Origin of the sequence: uncultured Boseongicola sp., from assembly GCF_937988555.1 — a bacterium.
Lineage (GTDB): Bacteria > Pseudomonadota > Alphaproteobacteria > Rhodobacterales > Rhodobacteraceae > Boseongicola.
Genome location: NZ_CALJXO010000089.1, coordinates 1 through 17,483 on the forward strand (window position 1 = coordinate 1; position 17,483 = coordinate 17,483).

A 17,483-nucleotide genomic window follows, 5' to 3' on the forward strand; every position below is an offset into this window, starting at 1 on the left:
GGTATTTGATAGCCTTGCCCCGGACGATCAGCTGGTGCTCAAGGCCGCGAGTGTCATCGGCGTTGAGTTTGCCGCTGAAGTTCTGGCTGCAATTTTTCCCGAGGCGAACGAGGATGGCGAGTTGCAGGACCAGCTCGCCAAGTTGCGCGCTTTGGACGTGCTGATCCAGATATCCTCTGAACCGTTGAGCTATCGCTTTGCCGACCCAATACTCCGTAACTCAGCTTACGAACTCATGCTGTTTGCCCAAAGACGACAACTCCATCGTACATTGGCCGAGCATCTTCTGGAAACAGACGAGGAACCGCCATATGCAGAAATTGCTTTCCATTGGGAAGCGTCCGATGACATCCCCAAAGCGGTGAGCTATCTTGAAAAAGCAGGGATGCAAGCACGCGATCGGGGAGACTTGGAAGGTGCCAGTCAATATTTCAGTGCATCACTCGCGTTGACCCCTTGAGACTGGTTGCAATGATCGGGTCATTCCTCAGTCGTCTGGGAGCGGTTGGTTGAAATCGCTTGAGAAGACCTTGAACCTCAACCCCGGTGAGAAGGGCTTAGCTGGACTGCTGTTCCTCCAATACTTTTGTACCGGCATCGCCTCAGCCTTCACGCAGACCACTGCGTTCACACTTTTCCTGACCGAGTTTGGTGCAGTTCTGCTGCCTTGGACATACATCGCAATGGCGCTCGTCATCAGTGCTCTGACGTTCCTTTATCTTCAGGTAGGGCGTTGGCTGAGCTTTGGGGGGACTTTGACGCTCAACCTTGTCGGCCAGCTCACCATTACGCTTGGATTTGCGGCTGGACTAGCACTTGGTCGACCTCAGTGGCTCGTTTTTGCTTTGCCGGTCCTGTTCCAGATTGCGGTGGTCTTCGGGAACATGGCGTTCTGGTCACTCGCGGGTCGGATCCTGAATGTCCGGCAAGGAAAGCGCCTTTTTGGTCTTGTTGGGGCCGGTGAGTGGCTGGCGATTGTGACGATGGGTTTTTTAATGCCCTTCATTGCTCCGCTTGTCGGGTTGTCCAATCTGCTTTGGCTGGCCGCACTTGGAATGGCGGGAGCGGCGCTGACAATGACGTTTACGCTGCGCCGCTACGGTCACTTACTTGCAGTTTCGGCCAGCTCGGAAAGCCCGCAAGCGGCGCCTCAGCCACCGATGCGATTTTGGGGCAATCGATACATCTGGTCCATCCTTCTACTGACGGTCGCTTGGTGGGTAAGTTTCTTTTTTATCGACAACATCTTCTACCAAGCCGCTTCAGTTCAGTATTCGGACGAAACTGCCTTGGCTGGTTTTTTGGGGATCTATCTGGGCGTGCTGGGTGTCTTGACGTTGCTTAGTAATTTTGTCCTGTCGGGCCGTGTCATGGGACGCTTTGGCTTGCGTGCTAGCCTTTTGATCCTCCCGGTTGGCCTCGCCATCGGCGCCCTGGCTATGTCTGTGGTGGAACTCGCAGCGCTCCCATTCTGGTTCCTGTTCGCCGCAGCAGTTGCGACCAAAGTGTGGAGCGTCGGTGCGGGTTTCTCGATCGACCAATCTGCGCGCTCGATGCTCTATCAACCGCTGCCGCCCAGTCTGCGCACTCGCGTGCAGACGATGGCCGATGGCGTGGCCCAGCCGATTGCGACAGGCTTGGCAGGAGGCGCGTTGTTGATTTTGGGCGCGCTTTATGTCGACCAGTCTGCCCCCCTCATTCTTGGTCTTGTCGTTATCCTTGCCTTTCTTCTGGGCCTCGCAATTGTTGTGGGGCGTTGGTACGTGCGCACGCTGCTTGAGGCGTTGGACCGGCGGTCACTTCGAGCGACCCAGCTTATTTTGACCGATGCAAAAGCAAGAACCGCGCTTCACACCGCTCTCAGAAGTCCGCAACCAGGTACTGTGAGCTATGCTATCCGAGTGCTGACCGATGCCGATCCTGATGGTTTGGCAGCTGAATTACCTGACCTGTTGTCCCATCCAAACACATGGGTTCGACGCGCCGCGCTGGACAGTGTTTCGACCCTGCACCAAACCGGAGCAACGCAAGCTGTCCGCGGTCTATTGTCGATCAGTTCTGAGGCACAGGAGAGAGCGGCTGCAGTGCGTTGCCTTGCGGCACTTGGCGATACCGAGGCAGTGTTGGCACAGATCCATGCGGGAGGACCACTGCTTGTTCGTGCCGCTGCAATCGCTGGACTGTTGGCCGCAAGAGCATCGCCTGAAGCAGCCCTTGCCACACATGAATTGGGACTGATTGTGCAGTCTGAGGACCCGAATGATCAGGTCATTGCCGCTCAGATCATTGGTGAGGGTTTTGCCCCAGATTCTGAAGGTTTGATAAAGAGACTTCTGTCAAGAGATGTCATCGAGATCCGCCGTGCCGCCTTGATTGCGGCAGGCAAGCTGAACAACCCCGCCCTATGGCGCTGCGTGATGGAAGCACTTGATCTTCCAGCCACGACAAATGCAGCGGCAAATGCCCTGATCAACGGCCCCAGCGCGCTGCCGGTTATTCTTTCTGAATTCGCTATCCCCGATTTGCCAATCGACCGGGCACGGCTTCTTGCGATGATCTGCGGGCGCAAGCGTGATCCTGCTGCGATTTTGGCTCTTTGGAACCTTGTCCCCTCGGAAGATGCGCGGCTTAGAAGTGCCGCCCTAACCGCTCTACAGACCATAGGCTTTCGAGCGTCACGCGATGATGGTGCTGCAATACATACAGCTATCCAAAAAGAAATCGCAGCGGCTACAGCCATTGCGGTCAGCATACGCGACATTGGTCGTTCACAAGTGGATGGTCTGATCGTGGAGGGGCTAGAGACCGAATTCGCTGCATGTCGTAGCCGGGTTCTGTCACTTTTGTCGCTTATAGGTGATGCGTCGGCTTTGAAATTGGCCTCTGAAAGTCTCGCTGGAAGCACTCCAGACCGGAGAGCCTACGCTCTTGAGGTGATCGATACACAAACCCCTTCGGCACTGCGCTCCATCACAGTGCCACTGTTCGATGCTGCGGTACCGGAGCGTGTCTTGGGGCCACAGACATCGGCTTTCGAGACGACCACCGTCGACAGACTCGCTCGGCTGGACGTCATCGCGTCAGACGAGACCGGTGCCTTGACTGGCTGGACACGGGCGTGCGCTCTGTACGCCTTAAAGACCCATGACAAGTCGGCATTGGAGGCCCTCGCGCTCAAGGCCTCAGGATCGCAAGACGCGATCCTGAGGCAGGTCGCGGAGGAGTTGATGATCCGTACCAAAGAAAGTGGAAACCAACCGATGCTCTCAACAATCGAGAAAGTCCTGACCCTACGCTCCGCCGGGATCTTCTCGGAAACGACGGGCGACATCCTGACCGACGTGGCCGCCGTAACAAATGTCGTAGACCACCCTGCCGGAAAGACTGTTTTTGAAAAAGACAGTCTGGGCCAGAGCATGTTCGTGATCGCTTCAGGCCAAGTCGGAGTCTATGATGGCGAAACCTTGTTGAGCACCTTAGGCGCCGGTGATGTATTTGGCGAAATGGCCCTGCTGGATCCCGAACCGCGGAGCGCAACGGTCCGGGCTTTGGACGATGTGCAGCTGCTCCAGCTTGATCAGAATGCGCTGTTTGAACTCATAGAGATCCGCCCAGAAGTGGCGCGCGGACTACTTCGGGTTCTGACCCAACGGCTGCGCGCGCGCATGGCCGATCTGGCATCCTTGCAGGGTAAACCCAATACGCAGGTGGAGAATGACTGAAACCGGACCTCTCGATGCATTCCTCGCGCCCAATATTCGGAATGACATTGAGGCCCGTTTCTACGCGCGTGTGAACAGCCAGTCGCAGTTGTCAGAGGCCATAAAGGACCCTGCATTTCTGGAAGATCCGGGCAATCATATTGCGTTGTTTTCGGATCATGGCGTGGTCCATGTGCGCGACGTTGCTGAACAACTTTTGCATGTCTTGGAGACGATCCACGGCGTGCTGATCCCGACCCGTTCGTCCGAGCGGTTCCAGTGGATGAGCGCTTACGGTGTTGTTGTCGCCTACCTGCATGACATTGGGATGGTCGACATGTCAGCATTTGGCCGCGCGATGCATCCGGAGTTTGCGACACAAGCAACGTTCTCGCCAGACTTCGACGCGACCATGGCGCAGCTTTGGTCCGATAATAGGGCTGGTTTGGCCGCGCGGATCTTGCGTCTTAGCGAAGCTGGTGCACTTGCTTTGCCACCGCAAATGATACTGCGCGAGATCGCAGCCATGTCGATTTGCCATAGTAAAAGCAAAGTTCCGGTTGAAATGCTCAATGACCCAGCCGCTTTGAGGGACATGTTGCTGAAGGTCGCGCGCAACGATCTTTATGCGATGTATTGTCAGCAGCGTGTCGCAAAGGCCGAGCGAGCCGTTGCCAAAGAAGGCCAAGGCGGCGCTCATGCAGCCAGCGTCTCGGTCGAATTGGCCGCGGCCAAGGCTGAACTGGCGGCCTACAAACCACTTGAGGGGGCCGGTGCGCAGGCAGCGCCACTCGATGTGCTGTATTCGGATTTCGAAAGAGACGCGTTCCTCTGGCTAACCTCAGAGAACACCGATTTGCGGGAGTTGGCCGATGACGTAATCGACACCTTGCGAGCGTTGCGTTGCGCCGATGCCTTGCGCCAACGCGGCACGGTCCTGAAAACATCCGGCAACTACGAGGTTTTTGTCGACCAACGCACGGCCAATGCAGTCTACGCCTTACGCCTTGATGAAGAGCACCTTTACCTTCTTGAGCTTCCCGACCGTATTGGCGCCGGTGAAGCCAATATCGCCAGTAGTGAGTTGGACAGGGACGGCAATCTGCGAATTTCTTTCCACCATGGAATGTTCAGTGACCATGAAACTGTCCTGATCGCTTCTGTGAGCGCCGCCCATATTATCAACGACATACAGGCCGACGTGATTCAGAGTTTTCATAGAGCGCTTGAGATGTCGCCCGACGGGTTGCGCAGCACCAAGGACATTTTGATCCTTCTCGAATCCGTCGATGACAATCCCGCCTTTGCAGACCTCGTTTGCCTCGGCATATTGCGCTTGAACCCAGAGGCGGCGGCTCAGACCCGCGTGGTCCCTTCCTTGCAGGCAAACTCTGCCGTTGAGCGGGCGCATTATCTGCAAGGGACAGTTATCGACTGGGATTTGGAAAAACGGGTCGAGATGCTGGAAACGGTTGCACGGTTCGGCCACCAGACCGACGGGATCGACCCCTATGAAGGTCTCAGTGAAGTCCGCCAAATTACGCTTTATCCCGGCGATACATTGATTGAGGCCGGAGGTCCGGCAGGCTTTGTTTACATTCCCGAAGGGACTGGCCTCAGGATTTTACCCCTAGGCGGCTATGAGGGTTTCGCCATTCTGCCGTGGAATCCGGTCGGCGTGACAGGTGTCATCCGAGGGGCTGTGCGCAATGCAAATGTCGTGGCTGAGCAGGAATTGACAGTCTTGGCCATTCCTAAAGATATTTACCTGAAATACTGGCACCGGACATATGACAAAGCCCAGTTCAGGGAACTGTTTCAAGCCTGAGCAGATGTACCGGCCGCCTCGTCAAGCCGTCTTTGAAGATCAGCCAAGTTGCTTGCTTTGCGCTCGCTTCGAATAGTCTGGGCCGCTGTCGTGAAGTACGAATGTGAAGACACGAAATTAATCTGAGCTGAAAACCAAGCGGTATCGGTGAATATGTCACCAAAATACGCAAGTTCTTCACGCAATTTACGGTTTCGCAGAAGAAAGTCTTCGCGACCCAGCACGTCTAGGTCGGCGTCCGCCAAAATCTCGCCCAGCATATCGGCCGGTTTTTGGGGCACTTCCGTCGCCATGATTATCTCTTGAATCCTGCTAACCTCGGCTGGGCCATAGGCCATTTTTGGCAAAACCTCCAAAGCGATACGGGCGCCCACCGCTTCATGACCTTTGCGTTGCTCAACAAATCCAAGGTCGTGAAACCATGCTGCTGTGAGAAGCAAAATGACATCGGTACCGGTAATGCCCTGTTTGTCCGCAAGCATCTCGACAGCCGGGACGACATCATCACGTGTGTGCTGCAAGCTGTGGTAGAACAAGCCTGGAGACAAGTCCTCTGTCAGCCGCTTGGTCGCATAGTCTCTAGCATCATCAAATTGCATCGAATTTCTCATATGTCCCGATTAATCCTAGCATGCGAACGCTCCTTCGGGCAACGAGGGGTGATCTCGCTACGTTTAGAAAAGGACAGACATGATTCAGTAAGACCTTTTGGGGAAAAGACAGACAAGAAAGACGCTATCATCCCTCCGAGCACCGCCACGCGAGCGCAAAACTTGAGCAAGGAGAATTTTGCGAAAATTGCTCCATCTTAAAGGCGTGTGGAACAAGCCTAGAATGCGGTCAGGCTCTCGTAACGTTCTTGATCGACCACCTCTGCGGAGACGTTTCGCCCGTGGAGTAGGCAGCTTCGAAATGGCCCGGCACCTTCAATTGAACAGTATGTCCGCAATCGCAGCTTCTTTGCTGAACATGTGTGCCAGCAGACCGGGATGGCATGAAGTGGTCCCGGTTATTCGGACGGGCTTGCGGCTTTGATAAGATGTAACTTGGTTGGTTTTCATGCCTCGTTCGCCACAGTTGGCACTCAGGTCTGCTTCGACCGGTTGAGCCCGCCGGACAAAGCAGCCAATCGTATGATGGAACGTCATGTAATTTGTCGATTGCCGGACCGTCTCTTTGCATGCCATTCAGGGGGGGCTGTTGTAAAAAACGGAAATGCCGCCCGTTTTATCCATTTAAATAAACGGACATCCGCAAACACAGTGGGGTGCCACGATTTTCGTTGAGGAAAGATGACCCAAAGCGGTTCTGTCGCACGCGCCATTGCAATCAGTCTCGTCGCATTAGTGCTGTTCGACTTTATGGGTTTGATCATCAAACATTTATCCGCCGAATATTCTGCACCGGAACTTTCTGCCTATCGCAACATCTTTGGGGTGATACCGAGCGCCATCGCTCTTTGGTCCTCGAGCGACTGGCATCGGGGTGGGCGAAGGCTGCGCGTCCGGCAGCGGTCCATCGTTTATTTGCGAGGCGTAATCGTGACGTTCGCACAGCTGATGTTTTACCTTTCGCTTGGGCGCATTGCGTTTGCGACCGCAACAACCATTACCTACTCGGGAGCGCTTTTCACGACAGTTTTCGCGGTCTTGATACTGAAGGAACGGGTTGGAGTCGTCCGCTGGAGCGCCGTACTGGTTGGCTTCGTTGGCGTTTTGATGGTGGTGGGGCTGGGCAGGAATAGCTTCACATGGGATGCTCTACTTCCTGTTGGCGCGGCCGTTCTTTATGCTCTTTCCAGTGTAACCGCGCGGCTTGTGGATGAAGATGTTCCAAGTGCGCTGGTTAACCTCTATTCAACCGCATTCGCAGTCGTCGGATCGGGTCTGCTTGCTTTTTTCCTTGGTGGCTTTTCACCCATTCACAGCCTGTCTGACTTCCTCTGGATTGTCGCAATGGGCGGCCTTGGCGGAACGGCGGTTCTGTGTTTGGTGATTTCCTACAGGATGACAGAACAGAGCAATCTTGCACCCTTCAGCTATTTTGGTATTCCTTTCGCATTCTTTTTTGGGTGGCTGTTCTTTGGCGAAGCGCCAATTAGGGACCTGTTTCCGGGCGCGGTTTTGATAGTGATCAGTGGGCTAATGGTCATTTGGCGTGAACGTCATCTTGGACGCAGCGCCAGAGCCTCACTTCGCATGTCGGAAGCGGACAAATAACAAAGAAAACTGGAGAGTAGATCACTCCGCTGCTGTCGGGAAACGACTGTGCGCACCAAACTAGGCCTGCTTTGGACTGCGGCCATCCGAACGTATCCGGACAATGACCGCAGAGCGGACAAAGCCGCCGCCAATGCTGAAAGCACCAATGCCCGATTTTTCTTCGATGGCGGAAACTTATTTGTGATGGAGGATCCGCCCTATGGTGTTCATCAATATTTGCGCTGCTAGGGTGGATGTGCATCCAGTTGGGTCATAATCAGGCGCAACTTCGACAAGGTCGACGCCCACAATGCTGCCACGTCTTGCAAGCCCATCAATCAGTTCCAACACCTCGTAATAGATAAACCCGCCGTGGCTGGGCGTTCCAGTTCCGGGTGCAATTGAAGGATCAAAGGCGTCGATATCGATCGTAAGGTAGTAGCGAGCACCCTCTGGAATACGATGCAGCATGCCCTTGATACCCAATTTCCGAACTTGGCGCACAGATTGAATGTCCGACCCCATTTTGCGAGCATCGACATAACCGTCGCGCGCGGTGGAGGATACGTTGCGAATGCCGATTTGGCTCAAGCCCGTTACATAGGGTTTTTCAGCTGCGCGGCGCATCGGATTTCCATGGCCAAATCTTACTCCGTGGCGCTCATCCACAAAATCTAGATGTGCGTCGATCTGGACCACGTGAATTGGCCCTTGATCGTCAAAGGCGTTGATACAGGGGATGTTGACCGAATGGTCGCCCCCCATGACAACGGGAATTGCGCCTGCAGCAAGAATTTTTCGAACGCCATATTCGATGTTCGAGTGACTATTCATCGTATCAGTATGGATGATATCCGCATCGCCGATATCTACGATCTTGACCTTCGATCGCTCCAGATAAGTTATGTCATCCTCGTGATCGTATGCGCCAGCATGACCGAATGAAAAAAGAGTGGAGGCTTCGCGGATGGCGCGCGGACCCATTCGGGCACCTGAACGCCATTGGCAACCGAAATCATAAGGCGCACCTAGCACAGCCACATCTGCATCTATTGCGTTCCAGTCTTCTACGTATGGATATTTGCCAAACGTACAAATTCCAACGAATGGAAGGTTGAGGCGCCCGTCCTCATATCCATGCTCCGACATTTTCCATTCCTTTTCCATTTCCTGAAATAGAGCTGCGACAGATAACGCTCAGAAAAGCTCCGATTTATATTGTCGCGGATCTGATCACGGCAAACATAAAGCAGACCTTAGCCACGCCGCAGCAAATCTGCAAAGCGGGCTTATTTCTGCCGTTCGCTGCAGTTCGCCCTAAGGTCCGCAAAGGGGGACGAGTGTGTATTCGCTGCGGGGCGGCGTCCAGACCCGCTTTCTGTCCTTTAGGGAGCCGAAACAGGGGCAATAGGGGCTTGAATTCGACAGATGGCGGTCTGAGTCGAAAACAGACTAGTATACCCGTCAAAGGGAGGCTTGAGTGACCAATATTGTTTTTGACATCGGCAATGTATTGATTACCTGGGATGAGCATGCTGCTTTCCGTGGGACTTTTCCAGATGATGCCACGATTGACCAGTTTTTTGCTGAGGTAGGGTTTTACGAATGGAACTTAGAGCAAGACCGCGGCCGGTCGCGCTCAGAAGCCGTTGCGGCAGTGAGTGCAAAATGGCCAGAATATGCACCATTTCTGGATCAATTCTTTGACCGATTTCCCGAAACCATCCAGAAAAAAATCAGCGGAAGCTGGAAGATTTTAGGTGATCTGAAAACATCGGGACTAAGGGTATTCGGATTGACCAACTGGGGAGCAGAAACTTGGCCCATGGCAGAAGAAGTGCATCCCGAACTGAAAAATGCCTTTGAGGATGTCGTCGTGTCAGGCCAAGAAAAGCTGACCAAACCTGACCGGCGGATATACGAAGTGCTGACAGATCGAAACAATTTGCGGCCTGATGAATGCCTATTTATCGACGATAGCCCTAAAAACGTCGAAGGAGCGCGGATCGCCGGCTGGCAAGCCTTGCATTTCATCGGGTCGGATGGGTTACGCAGTTCCTTGGAGGATTTGAAACTATTAAGATCATGAAAGTGCCGCCTAATTCACCGCGAAAGGGTTAAGCGGTCATTGGAGATGGGCGCAGTGTTGGTAGCTCTAGGCTCGCAGCTGCCGTTCGCTGCGCCATGCACGAAGGTCCGCTAAACGGACTTTCGATCGGCGCAATACCGACACGGACCGTCTGCCGCGGATCTATTTGTAGCGCCCGGCCCTTTGCAGAACCTCGATCTGGTATCCGTCGGGGTCTTGCAGGAAGAAAAACGTGGCGAGAGGGCGCCCCTGGTTTTCCAGCGACTTAGTATCTCCCGGCGCATAGCCAAGCGCTGAGAGCCGTTCGTGTTCAGCCTCGATGTCTTCGACTGAGAATGCAATGTGGCCGTATCCATTGCCGAGATCATAGGGCCCATCTTGTCCTTTGTTCACCGTCAGCTCGACCTCAAATTCACAATCAGTGCTTGAAAGGTAGATCAGCGTGAACCCATCGAAATCGAACCTGTCAGCTTCGGAAAGGTCGAATGCTTTCGTGTAAAACTCGACTGACGCAGCCTCATCACTCACGCGGATCATGCTGTGGATCGCTTTAGCCATTCCTTGACCATCCTATGTGAAATTGGGTTTACGGCGCCGCAAACACGGCGCCGACGTTTTGCTTTCTTAAGCTTTCTTCAAGCGTCTGAAGCCCAATTATTCCGGCTTCGACAGATACGGGATAGCCCCTGCGATTTCTGTGTCGTCAATAACGTGAAACCGGCTCACGCTCCCTGCCTTACGCGCGGCAGCAAATGGAGCGTACGCAGGGTCGCTTGCAAAGGCATCGAGAGCTTCGCGTGAAGGGAATTGGATAAGGGCAATCAAAGTTGTATCGAGCCCCTCGCCCTCGATCGTTTCAATATTGCCGCTCCGGGACAGGTATTTGCCCCCGTGCTTTGCAACAATGTCATGCGCCTTGCCTGCGTAATCTGGCAGCCAGGCATCATCAGTCACTTTCACATCTGCAATCAAGAAAATCGGCATCTTTCCCTCCCAAGTTTCCGCCTGAAATAGGCGAACACCACATTCTCCATAGCAAAGCTTTCGCTTTGTCCGCAGCTAGGGCCGATGGAGTCCGAAGGGCTAACGCGTTGTCATGCCCCAACATATTGACGGCTGCAGCGGACGTCTCTTTCCCTCCAAATATGAAGCGTGCCGCGCTATTTACGAAGGTCCGCAAAGCGGACCTCCAACGTTGGTTTACGATTGTTCTGGCCCGAGCCCGATTTTCGACGATACAACGCGGGGGGCGACTTAGCGCCCGGTTGATTGGTTTTTGGCGACACAACCAATGGCGGCATATACAGTCAAGCCAGCCGAAAACGGATCAACCAGGGCGTACTTCCAGAGAGCCCCGACGGCCATCCGTCGCCTAGCCTCATGTTGGACGGACCTTGGTCCATAGAAATGGGCGATGTCTTCAGGCATCACCGGGGAATGAGAGTTGTGCTCCGAAAACTAATGCTTCCTTTCCGCTCGCTGTCGGTACAGTTCTTTTTGGGCGGTGGTTTGGTTATGATCCTGGCTGCGTATGCTGTCGGCACCTGGGTCTCAAGCCGTATCGAACAAGGCGTCGTCCGGAACTCAGGCGCCTCCGCGGCGCTTTACATTGAAAGCCTTATACCAAGCCAAACGTTTGATATTGAGGACGGTGCCGGTATCTCCGCATCAGCTCGCCAAGCACTGCAGGAAGTCTTTCAGGATGGAATCCTCAGAGATAGTATCGTCACCTACAACATCTGGAGTGAAGACGGCGAAGTTTTAGACTCTTTCCAGCCGGAGCTGCGCGGCCGCACATATGAGCCTAGCGAAGCACTTTTGACAGCCTGGTCTGGAGAGGTGGCCTCTCAATTTCAGAATCTGGAAATTCAGGCGGAGCGTCCTGACAGCACTTTGGGCATCCCAATGTTGGAGGTCTATGTGCCGATCAGAGACGCGCGAACAGGTGAGGTTCTGATCGTCGTCGAATTCTACCAACGGGCTGAAGACCTGGCTGCAGAGTTGCTCATGGCCAGACGCGATAGCTGGGAGCTTATTATTCAGATCTTCGGCTTGAGTTGGGTATCGTTATTTGTGATCGTCCATGCTGGCAGCAGAATGATCGAACGACAGCGTGAACAAGTTAAGCTGCAGCTTGTAGAAAGTCTCAGACTCTCGAAGCACAACGAAGTGCTGCGAGAGCGTGTCGCTCAAGCGGCCCAGAGAGCCGCAGCCCAATCTGAGAAAATCATGCAACGCATCGGACATGACCTCCACGATGGCGTTGCACAGCACTTGTCTTTGGCGAGCCTCCGACTGGAGGGGGCGGGGCTTGCCCCTTCTGGAGATGCCGAGATCGTAAAGAAATCACTTTCAAACGCGATGACGGAATTGCGGGCGATTTCGCGTGGTCTCGCACTCCCTGACCTTGCAATACTCAGCCTTACCGCCTGTGCCGCGCAGGCGGTAAATGACCATAACAAATCTTTTGGCTCTAATGCCACTTTGGACGATCGATCTGACATAGATGTCCATGCACCTTATGCAACGAAGCTCTGCGTTTACCGATTTCTTCAGGAAGCGCTTGCCAATGCGACCCGTCATGCCGAGGCAACGATACTCAATGTTCGGGCAATGGTGGACGGCGGTAAGATCGAAGTCACCGTGTCAGACAATGGGCGCGGCTTTGACCAGCAGTCTCAAACTGGTTTGCGCGAGGATGGCGGTCAGGGACTTCCCGGTTTGGCGGACCGCGCCGAAACTCTCAATGGAAAGATTGAAATCCATTCAAACATAGGCGTGGGCACAACAATCCGGTTGGTGCTACCATTTTCGGAGGAAACCGAATGACTATTCGCGTCTTGATCGCGGGTGACCACCCGATCTACCGTGAGGGTGTTGTCACCAGCTTGGAAGAAACAGGTGAGTTTCGGGTGGTGGGAACGGCCAGTTCTGCGACTGAAGCCATTAAACTGGCCCAGCAGACGCAGCCCGACATTGCGTTGCTTGATCTATCGATGCCGGGCGGCGGGCTCACGGCAGTTAAGAACATTGCGACCGAAGGCAGCGCAAAATACCTCGCAATGCTGACCGTATCCGAAAAAGAGGAACATGTCGCCGACGCCCTCAGATTTGGAGCAATTGCCTATATCCTGAAGGGGGTTTCCGCCCGTGAACTGCGCAAGGTATTGAAAGGTGTCGCCAAGGGGGAAGCACATGTCTCTCCGGCGCTGGCATCAAGTGTTTTGAAGTTCATGTCCCATGCGGATCAAGGCAAGGCATCGTCGCCTTTGGAAGACCTGACCAAACGTGAAGAAGACATCCTGAGATTGGTCGCGAAAGGTCAGAGCAATAAGGAAGTTGCCGCAGCGCTCGACTTGCAAGAAAAAACTATCAAGCACTATATGACTGTCATCATGGGTAAATTACATGCGCGCAATCGTGTTGAGGCAGCTCTCATAGCCCATGATGTATGGGGACGCGACAAGTGAGGCTGCGCAGCTTTCAGCAATGGCAGATTGGAAGTCCGCTTTTGCTTTGCTGTCCGAGATCACCCCTCGGGCTCTTACTTTAGGGGCCGGAAGGTTGCATTGAATGCAATCGTAACCCGCTCTTCATCCGTTTCATTCGGATAAACCCAATGGACGAGATAGGACGGAAAGAGGATTAACTCGCCCGGCTCTGGACGGATCGCCTTCTTGGCGTTGAACGCGGGGGCCTTAAGCATCCGCCAATTTGGCAGATCACTTCGAGGATCGAGAAATTCTATTTGCCCAGAAGACCCCTTTTCGACTTCAGGTTGTGAAACGTAGTAGACGCCAGACCAGTGTGCGCCGGGATGTGTATGTGGAGCATTGAAGCCACCGGAAGGATTTGCGTTCATCCAGGCGAAAGTCTTCAATCTGAATGATTTTGGGTCGAACTTGCTGCTGACTTTTGCAGTTGCTTCGAGAACTGCTGCCTCTGCCATAGTTCTGAGTTTCTCAATGCATGGCACAGTCTCGGCGAACAAATTCCCGGGCGAATGCCATCCGCCACGATTTGATTTTGAAACACCCTCGCTTGCCGCGCGGAGCCGGCGCCCTTCGTCCAGAAGCTCTCGGTTCAGTTTTATTGGACCGGTTGCCTGGAAGCGAAACAAAGGTGTTGAAAAGAGCTTCTCATATTTCGTTTGTTCGATGACTTTCAATGATCAAACCCAGTTTTTGCTTTCTGGTTCGTTGTGGGTATCCGCAAAATTAATTGCGGATACCCAAGAGCAGCCCATTCACTTGAGCAGGTGAGACCGAGGATTAGCTATCCTCCTCGTCGCTGTCCTCATCATCATCCTCCTCGTCGCTGTCATCATCATCATCATCATCGTCGTCTTCGCCGTCATCGTCTTCGGAATCGTTGGACTCATCGCTGTCATCATCATCATCGTCGTCGGAATCGTCACTGCCATCCTCGTCATCTGACTCATCGTCGTCATGTGAGATTTTGACTTCATCGAGGCTAACCTCACCATCACCGTTTCTGTCACTACGCTTAAGAATACTTCTCGCACCTTCTTCACCGAATGCCTTCAAAAGCTCTGCGATTGACAACTTGCCATTGCCGTCTTGGTCGACGTCACTGAACTTTTTTGCCTCGGCGAAGGCCGGCATTGCAACAACTGCGCAAAGCGATGTCGTCAGTAGAAAATGAGAAAGCTTCATTTATTTTCTCCGAATATGCGCCCAAATCCATGGGCATGAGGTTTCGACTGGGACCAAGGTGTTACAATATGAACATCGGCGCATCAGGTTTAGGTCGCAACTTTACCGGAATAAGTCTGAGAGATATTCGGACCAAAGTCGGACGATCCTTTAGCGGGGGCGGGCGTTCACTATGGGCTCCAGCAGCTGTCCAAGCGACACCTCTGGCCCTTCTTTTCGTATGCGGCAAAGAGAACGCGTCAGGCCCTAGCTGCGGACTAACGCCACAAAGCCAGTCAAAGAATTGGCCCCAGAATCGCAACTGAGTTGTTCCAAAGCCGCCGCGTGACGCTCCAGTCAGCAATGTCCTCAGATAGGACCTCTTGCGACTCGGCTATGAAGCGCCGTTGCCGATCTCGCAAGGCGGATACGAGGTCGGCATCCTGGATGAGAATGTTATTTTCATAATTCAGATCGAAGCTCCTGCGGTCCAGATTTGCTGAGCCGATGAGAGCAACTTCGTCATCTAGCGTGAGCGACTTCGCGTGTAGCAACCCGGGCTTGTACTCGAAGATGCGCACACCCGCCGCGACAAGCTCAGAGTAATAGCTCCGGCTGGCTGCGGCCACGATCCACGAGTCGTTTTTCTTGGGCACGACAAGGGTTGTTTCGACGCCCCGATGTCCGGCTGAACAGAGTGCAGATTGCATAGGTTCGGAAGGCACATAGTATGGGGTCGTAACCACGAGTTCACGCCGTGCTGCATGCATCAGCGCTTCGAACATTTCAGGGACAGCCGAAGGCCGAGCAGTCGGCCCTGTTCCGATGGCCTGTGCGACACCTCGCGGAAGATCTGTATCAGCAGGCAAATTTGGCAAACTATTGGATAACGGCTCGTCGGTGTGCGCCGCCCAATCTTCGTCAAAGAGCGCTTGGTTCTGTAAGGCGATGGGTCCCTCGAAGCGAACCACCAGGTCCACCCAAGGCGCATATTTGGCCTTAATCCTGAATTCCGGGTCGGCACAGTTCTGGCTGCCGCAATAGGTGATATGTGCGTCGATCACCACTATTTTCCGGTGATTGCGCAGGTCCAATCGCCCCCCAAATGGGTGCAGAAAAGGATTGCGTACAGGAAGAGCGCGCACCAGCCGAACCCCAGCCGCCTCCATATCGCGCCAGTGGCTGGAGCGGATAATATCACGAGAACCGACGTCGTCCGCCATCGCGCGGACGATCACGCCACGGCGTGCAGCCCTTTTTGCCGCCTCGACTACCTTCAATCCGTTTGTATCGGCCAACCAGATGTAAAACAGAAGTTGGACCGACGTTTTTGCAGCATCAATATCGACCACCAAACTATCAATGGCTGTATTGGAATCGACCATAAGTTCGGCCGCGTTACCTTCGAGCGGTCGAAAGCCGCTTATAGAATGACCGAGCATGAAGAGATGGCGGTTCCGCTTTGCGACTCCATCCATTCGATCGGGTTCTGGGTTGGATCTTCTAAGGTCGGAAAGCTGTGCCGACGCCTTTCTATATCGCGCGGCCCGTCCATGACCGATGTTCGTGTCACCAAATAGGATGTAGAATAATGCTCCCAACACCGGAAGTACGAGGATAACAAGAACCCAGGCAATGCGGGAAGAGGGTTGGCGATTGGGCCTGATTAAGGCCCGTATAATGAATGCGACCTGAAGCGCAAAATGGGCGATGACCCCCGCAAACACCAAAAACGTCGAAGTCATCTTACGGATCCCCCCCAACCGATTTAATCGCAACGGTCTTTTCGTCGACCAACTTACACAAGTGACAATAGAAAGGGGAGGTGGCTGAGGTTTTGAGTGGCACCCAAGTAATTTCAGCGCCCGAAAAGGGCTTTAAGCAGAAAGCACACCCCGCAAAAGCTGCGCAGCAGCTGTTTTGGCCAGGCAGCGATCGCAACGCATCCAGACTGATCAATCTGTCGTTTTCCCGGCCGCCCGACGGGGCATCCATCCCGTCGCGCGTCACAGACGCGTTGTCATCTTATAGTCTCTCGAGAAATAGAGCCGCGCATAGGTTACGTTTACCTTATCCAGCCAAGTCGTACGTTCTATCGTGAAGATCGCGGTGCCGTCCGTTGTGTTAAGGAAATTTGCGATCTCACTTGATGCGTTGGTTGCTGAGAACACAAGTTCACCGTCTGTAAAAGGCACTTCGCGCACAAGCCATTCGTTGGGCCCGATGTCTTCAAAGTCATATTCGGCCGCGTTCGGAACAGCTGCAAGATTGATCCACCGATCCTCGAACTGGTAAGGGTTTCTGCCCGCGTAATGCATGCATCGTAGGTGCAGGACTTTTTGACCTTTTGGAATCTCGACCCGCGATCGCAACCATCCGGGGGCCGTAATCGTCTGGCGCTCTAAAAGAACATATCGATAGTCCGCTCCTGTGTTGGTGATCTCTTCGCGAATGATCGGGATTGAGAATTGTGCTCGACGCGTGGGGGATGATTTAACCTTTGTTCCGGCTTTGCGTTTGCGCTCAAGGATGCCGTCGTCGACCAATTCACGCATGGCGCGGTTTACGGTCGCCCGAGCGCAGCCAAATTCCTTGGCTAGCTCAATCTCGCCCGGCAAGTTGGCGCCGGGAGGCCAGATGTTCGCGCGAATGCGAGTCAGCACGATGGCCTTAATGTCGCGATAGCTCGATCGCATAGCCCACCTCCTGGCGTCTTATTATGTACGTGTTTATAAAGGCTTTTGACTAGACTATACAAGGCGTCGCTGCCACAAACCATTGGCTGGGCCAATGGCTAACAAATTGAAAAAGCGATAGCCTGAAAGTGTGAGAGCAGTTACGCTTTCGACACAGCCATTATCATCACAATGGGGATCCGCCGAAAATAAAGTGAATGCGAAGGGTGTATGCCGTTGAGCGACTTTCAAGATCGTCTGGCCGAGGGTGCACGCAATCTGTTGATAAATTGCGCCCAATGCCAGCCCGGGCACAAACTCCTCCTCATCTACG

Annotated in this window: 16 protein-coding genes; 7 read left to right on the forward strand and 9 right to left on the reverse strand. The window is 53.8% G+C overall.

All coding sequences use genetic code 11. The features are described 5' to 3' along the window. The 3 genes from Q1B15_RS05020 to Q1B15_RS05030 all read left to right on the forward strand — a co-directional run. Positions 1-460 (forward strand): hypothetical protein (locus Q1B15_RS05020; protein ID WP_299751057.1); only part of this gene is annotated, 460 nt, incomplete at its 5' end. 49 nt (positions 461-509) lie between these two features. Further along, positions 510-3,722: an Npt1/Npt2 family nucleotide transporter gene (locus Q1B15_RS05025; protein ID WP_299751060.1), complete on the forward strand. Its 3,213-nt coding sequence runs from the start codon at positions 510-512 to the stop codon at positions 3,720-3,722. Beyond that, on the forward strand, positions 3,715-5,529 hold the full coding sequence (locus Q1B15_RS05030) for a hypothetical protein (protein WP_299751063.1): 1,815 nt from the start codon (positions 3,715-3,717) through the stop codon (positions 5,527-5,529). The genes Q1B15_RS05025 and Q1B15_RS05030 overlap by 8 nt, the downstream gene beginning before the upstream one ends. Here the strand turns inward: Q1B15_RS05030 and Q1B15_RS05035 are convergent. Continuing rightward, positions 5,520-6,128, reverse strand: coding sequence for a hypothetical protein (locus Q1B15_RS05035; protein ID WP_299751065.1), 609 nt, complete (start codon positions 6,126-6,128; stop codon positions 5,520-5,522). The genes Q1B15_RS05030 and Q1B15_RS05035 overlap by 10 nt on opposite strands. A 693-nt stretch (positions 6,129-6,821) precedes the next feature. Here Q1B15_RS05035 and Q1B15_RS05040 point away from each other — a divergent pair. Continuing rightward, positions 6,822-7,748, forward strand: coding sequence for a DMT family transporter (locus Q1B15_RS05040; protein ID WP_299751068.1), 927 nt, complete (start codon positions 6,822-6,824; stop codon positions 7,746-7,748). A 177-nt stretch (positions 7,749-7,925) separates the two neighbouring features. Here Q1B15_RS05040 and speB read toward each other — a convergent pair whose 3' ends face one another. Beyond that, the gene (gene speB / locus Q1B15_RS05045; RefSeq protein ID WP_299751071.1) at positions 7,926-8,879 is read right to left on the reverse strand and encodes an agmatinase; all 954 of its coding nucleotides are present in this window, start codon (positions 8,877-8,879) and stop codon (positions 7,926-7,928) included. A 331-nt stretch (positions 8,880-9,210) separates the two neighbouring features. On the opposite strand from speB, the gene Q1B15_RS05050 reads away from it, so the two are divergent. Continuing rightward, on the forward strand, positions 9,211-9,819 hold the full coding sequence (locus Q1B15_RS05050; protein ID WP_299751075.1) for an HAD family phosphatase: 609 nt from the start codon (positions 9,211-9,213) through the stop codon (positions 9,817-9,819). Positions 9,820-9,981: 162 nt separating this feature from the next. Here the strand turns inward: Q1B15_RS05050 and Q1B15_RS05055 are convergent, their stop codons facing one another. Beyond that, a complete protein-coding gene (locus tag Q1B15_RS05055) occupies positions 9,982-10,377 on the reverse strand; it encodes a VOC family protein (RefSeq protein WP_299751078.1) in 396 nt (131 codons plus the stop codon). A gap of 96 nt (positions 10,378-10,473) precedes the next feature. Next, positions 10,474-10,803, reverse strand: coding sequence for a DUF1330 domain-containing protein (locus Q1B15_RS05060; RefSeq protein WP_299751081.1), 330 nt, complete (start codon positions 10,801-10,803; stop codon positions 10,474-10,476). A gap of 462 nt (positions 10,804-11,265) precedes the next feature. On the opposite strand from Q1B15_RS05060, the gene Q1B15_RS05065 reads away from it, so the two are divergent. Further along, positions 11,266-12,648 carry a sensor histidine kinase gene (locus tag Q1B15_RS05065; protein ID WP_299751085.1) on the forward strand — a complete coding sequence of 461 codons (1,383 nt, stop codon included), beginning with the start codon at positions 11,266-11,268 and terminating at the stop codon, positions 12,646-12,648. Between the two features lie 11 nt (positions 12,649-12,659). Continuing rightward, positions 12,660-13,289 (forward strand): response regulator transcription factor, encoded by a 630-nt coding sequence (locus tag Q1B15_RS05070; RefSeq protein WP_299751088.1) that lies wholly within the window; start codon positions 12,660-12,662, stop codon positions 13,287-13,289. Positions 13,290-13,363: 74 nt separating this feature from the next. Here Q1B15_RS05070 and Q1B15_RS05075 read toward each other — a convergent pair whose 3' ends face one another. The 5 genes from Q1B15_RS05075 to Q1B15_RS05095 all read right to left on the reverse strand — a co-directional run. Continuing rightward, positions 13,364-13,987: a TIGR02466 family protein gene (locus Q1B15_RS05075; protein WP_299751092.1), complete on the reverse strand. Its 624-nt coding sequence runs from the start codon at positions 13,985-13,987 to the stop codon at positions 13,364-13,366. 103 nt (positions 13,988-14,090) lie between these two features. Beyond that, positions 14,091-14,495 carry an EF-hand domain-containing protein gene (locus Q1B15_RS05080; RefSeq protein ID WP_299751094.1) on the reverse strand — a complete coding sequence of 135 codons (405 nt, stop codon included), beginning with the start codon at positions 14,493-14,495 and terminating at the stop codon, positions 14,091-14,093. A gap of 275 nt (positions 14,496-14,770) precedes the next feature. Beyond that, entirely contained in the window at positions 14,771-16,219 is a 1,449-nt protein-coding gene (cls, locus tag Q1B15_RS05085; RefSeq protein WP_299751097.1) for a cardiolipin synthase, read from the reverse strand. Between the two features lie 261 nt (positions 16,220-16,480). Beyond that, entirely contained in the window at positions 16,481-17,170 is a 690-nt protein-coding gene (locus Q1B15_RS05090) for a UTRA domain-containing protein (protein ID WP_299751100.1), read from the reverse strand. 54 nt (positions 17,171-17,224) lie between these two features. Further along, on the reverse strand, positions 17,225-17,483 hold a 259-nt coding region (locus tag Q1B15_RS05095; RefSeq protein WP_299751103.1), incomplete at its 5' end, for a hypothetical protein.

What these genes read in the sequence shown, in the direction of transcription:
- Q1B15_RS05030 (WP_299751063.1), top strand. Translation starts at nt 3,715, where the DNA reads ATGACTGAAACCGGACCTCTCGATGCATTCCTCGCGCCCAATATTCGG.
- Q1B15_RS05035 (WP_299751065.1), bottom strand. Translation starts at nt 6,128, where the DNA reads ATGCAATTTGATGATGCTAGAGACTATGCGACCAAGCGGCTGACAGAG.
- Q1B15_RS05040 (WP_299751068.1), top strand. Translation starts at nt 6,822, where the DNA reads ATGACCCAAAGCGGTTCTGTCGCACGCGCCATTGCAATCAGTCTCGTC.
- speB (WP_299751071.1), bottom strand. Translation starts at nt 8,879, where the DNA reads ATGTCGGAGCATGGATATGAGGACGGGCGCCTCAACCTTCCATTCGTT.
- Q1B15_RS05055 (WP_299751078.1), bottom strand. Translation starts at nt 10,377, where the DNA reads ATGGCTAAAGCGATCCACAGCATGATCCGCGTGAGTGATGAGGCTGCG.
- Q1B15_RS05060 (WP_299751081.1), bottom strand. Translation starts at nt 10,803, where the DNA reads ATGCCGATTTTCTTGATTGCAGATGTGAAAGTGACTGATGATGCCTGG.
- Q1B15_RS05080 (WP_299751094.1), bottom strand. Translation starts at nt 14,495, where the DNA reads ATGAAGCTTTCTCATTTTCTACTGACGACATCGCTTTGCGCAGTTGTT.
- cls (WP_299751097.1), bottom strand. Translation starts at nt 16,219, where the DNA reads ATGACTTCGACGTTTTTGGTGTTTGCGGGGGTCATCGCCCATTTTGCG.
- Q1B15_RS05090 (WP_299751100.1), bottom strand. Translation starts at nt 17,170, where the DNA reads ATGCGATCGAGCTATCGCGACATTAAGGCCATCGTGCTGACTCGCATT.